At 71.9% G+C, this 2,168-nt stretch carries 2 protein-coding genes; one reads left to right on the top strand and one right to left on the bottom strand.

What is annotated here, in order from left to right; all coding sequences use genetic code 11:
- Window positions 1-7 precede the first annotated feature (7 nt).
- Complete coding sequence (locus tag MXD58_RS29755; protein WP_250611471.1) at window positions 8-1,213, bottom strand: acyltransferase family protein; 1,206 nt, start codon at window positions 1,211-1,213, stop codon at window positions 8-10.
- 196 nt (window positions 1,214-1,409) lie between these two features.
- Between MXD58_RS29755 and MXD58_RS29750 the strand changes: the two genes are divergently transcribed.
- A complete protein-coding gene (locus MXD58_RS29750) occupies window positions 1,410-2,123 on the top strand; it encodes a class I SAM-dependent methyltransferase (RefSeq protein WP_250611469.1) in 714 nt (237 codons plus the stop codon).
- Window positions 2,124-2,168: the final 45 nt, after the last annotated feature.

Below are 2,168 nucleotides of genomic sequence, written 5' to 3'. Positions count from 1 at the left end.
ACACCCTCTACGTCCTGCAGAACTTCATGAACGAGGTGGCGAACGACGAGATCAGCGACCGGCACGGGATCATCGGCACCGGCAGGTACGCGACCAGGCCGGCGTGGTGCAGGCCGTACACGGTGGCGAGCTGCTGGATTGGGAAGCCGTAGATGTACAGCCCGTAGGACAGGTCGTGGCGGGCGCCGAGCCACCGCAGCGGCAGCCGGACCCCCAGGTACACGCACAGGTAGGCCAGCGGCAGCGCCGAGATCAGTGGCTGGTCCTGGAGGTAGAACGAGCCGACGAACACGGCCCCGGCGATCGCGGCGATCCGCCCCGACAGCGGGATGCGCTTCGCGTACAGGCACATCAGGGCGCCGGCCAGGAAGTTCAGCGTGAAGCGGGCCATGTCCGCGGAGAACCGGGCCGGCAGGGTGCCGGGCGGGCCGAACGCCTCGATGATCGACAGGCCGAGCGCGATGGCCCCGATGGCGAGCACCGGGCGGCGGCGCAGCAGCCCGACGACGGCGAGCAGCGTGATGCCGATGTAGCACTGCACCTCCCACCACAGCGACCACAGGGAGCCGTCCCAGGAGACCGGCATGCCGGTGCCCGGCGGCGGGAAGTAGCTGCCCTGGGGGGTCCCGGCGATGTCGTAGAAGCGCATCCGGACCAGCGCGTTGTCGGTGACGTAGTGCAAGGCGCCGTGCGGCCCGGTCAGCGGGTAGTCGCGCAGCGAGCCGCGCACGTGCCACCAGCCCATCGGTGCGATGACGAAGGCGACGACGAGCAGGCAGACCCAGAAGCCGGGCAGGATGCGCAGCGCCCGGTGCCGCAGGAAGCGCCCGATCGTCAGTCGGCTGGCGCTGCGTGTGACGAGCAGCCCGCTGATGGCGAAGAAGCCATCGAGCGCGACCGCGTCGTACTCGTGGCGGCCGAGCGCCGGGGTGTGGTGGCCGCTGAGGGCGAGTCCGTGCAGGAGCAGCACGATCCACGCGAACAGCAGGCGTATCGCGCCGAGGCTGTTGGGGCCCGTGAAGATCACCTCAAGGGTCGGGTGAGGTGGCCCGGCCGCGGAGGGGACGGGCTGGCGGCCGCGGCGGGGCTGCGGGATCAGTCGCGACAGTCCGCTCTCGGCCGCCGCGGCACTCGCCGCGCGCCGATCGGCGCCTCCCGCCGGCGACCCGTCGACGGCGGGGATCTTCCTGGGCGTTGGGCTGCCCGATTCCATGAACGCTCCTTCAGGGCCAGCTAGGGCAGGCACGTCGACCCGAGGCGGGTCGACGTGCCTGAGCCACACAGGGGTTACTCTGTGTGTTCACTGGGCTCGTGTGTGCGGTCGGGTGCTACGTACCTTGCCGCCGGTGACCATCGCGCGGGTGACCGTTCCGTGCATGGCGACGCCGGGTGGCGACAGGGAGTCGGACATGGAAAACGATCTTCGATATCGCAACGGCGGTAATCCCGACCTGCTCGAGCTGGTCGACATCCGGCCAGGCCGGGCGCTGGACTGCGGCTGCGGCGCGGGCGACAACGCGCGGCTACTGCGGCAGCGGGGCTGGCGCGTCACGGGGGTCACGATCGATCCCTCGGAGCGGGCGGCCGCCGGCCGGGAGTGCGAGCAGGTGGAACTCGCCGACCTGGCGGGCGGCCTGCCGTTCGCCCCGGACGGCCGCTACCGGCTGGTGCTGCTCTCGCACATCCTGGAGCACCTGGCCGATCCGGTACCGCTGCTGGCCGAGGCCCGCCGGGTCCTCGCCCCGGGCGGGCGGATCCTGGTGGCGCTGCCCAACGTGCTGCACTACCGCCAGCGCGCCCAGTTCGCCCTCGGCCGGTTCGAATACACCGACACCGGCCTGATGGACGCCACCCACCTGCGCTTCTACACCGTCGACTCGGCGCGGCGCCTGCTGATCGACGGCGGCCTGCGCGTCGTCGCCGAGACCACCACCGGTGGCCTGCCGTGGTGGCGCGGCCGCGAGTTCCTGCCGTCCGCGTGGGTGCGCGCCGCCGACCGCCGGGCGCTCGACCGGCTGCCGAACCTGTGCGCGTGGCAGTCGCTCTTCCTGGCCGCACCGGCCAGTCCAGCCGTGCCGGCCCAGCACGCCGGGCCCGGATCCACCCCGACGAAGTGGACGTAGGCCGTGCCCGGCTGGGACGACGAAAGGAAACCCACGAGAAAAGCC

It is taken from the genome of Frankia sp. AgKG'84/4, assembly GCF_023242965.2.
GTDB lineage: Bacteria > Actinomycetota > Actinomycetes > Frankiales > Frankiaceae > Frankia.
This window is presented reverse-complemented; position numbering and strand designations above follow the sequence as displayed.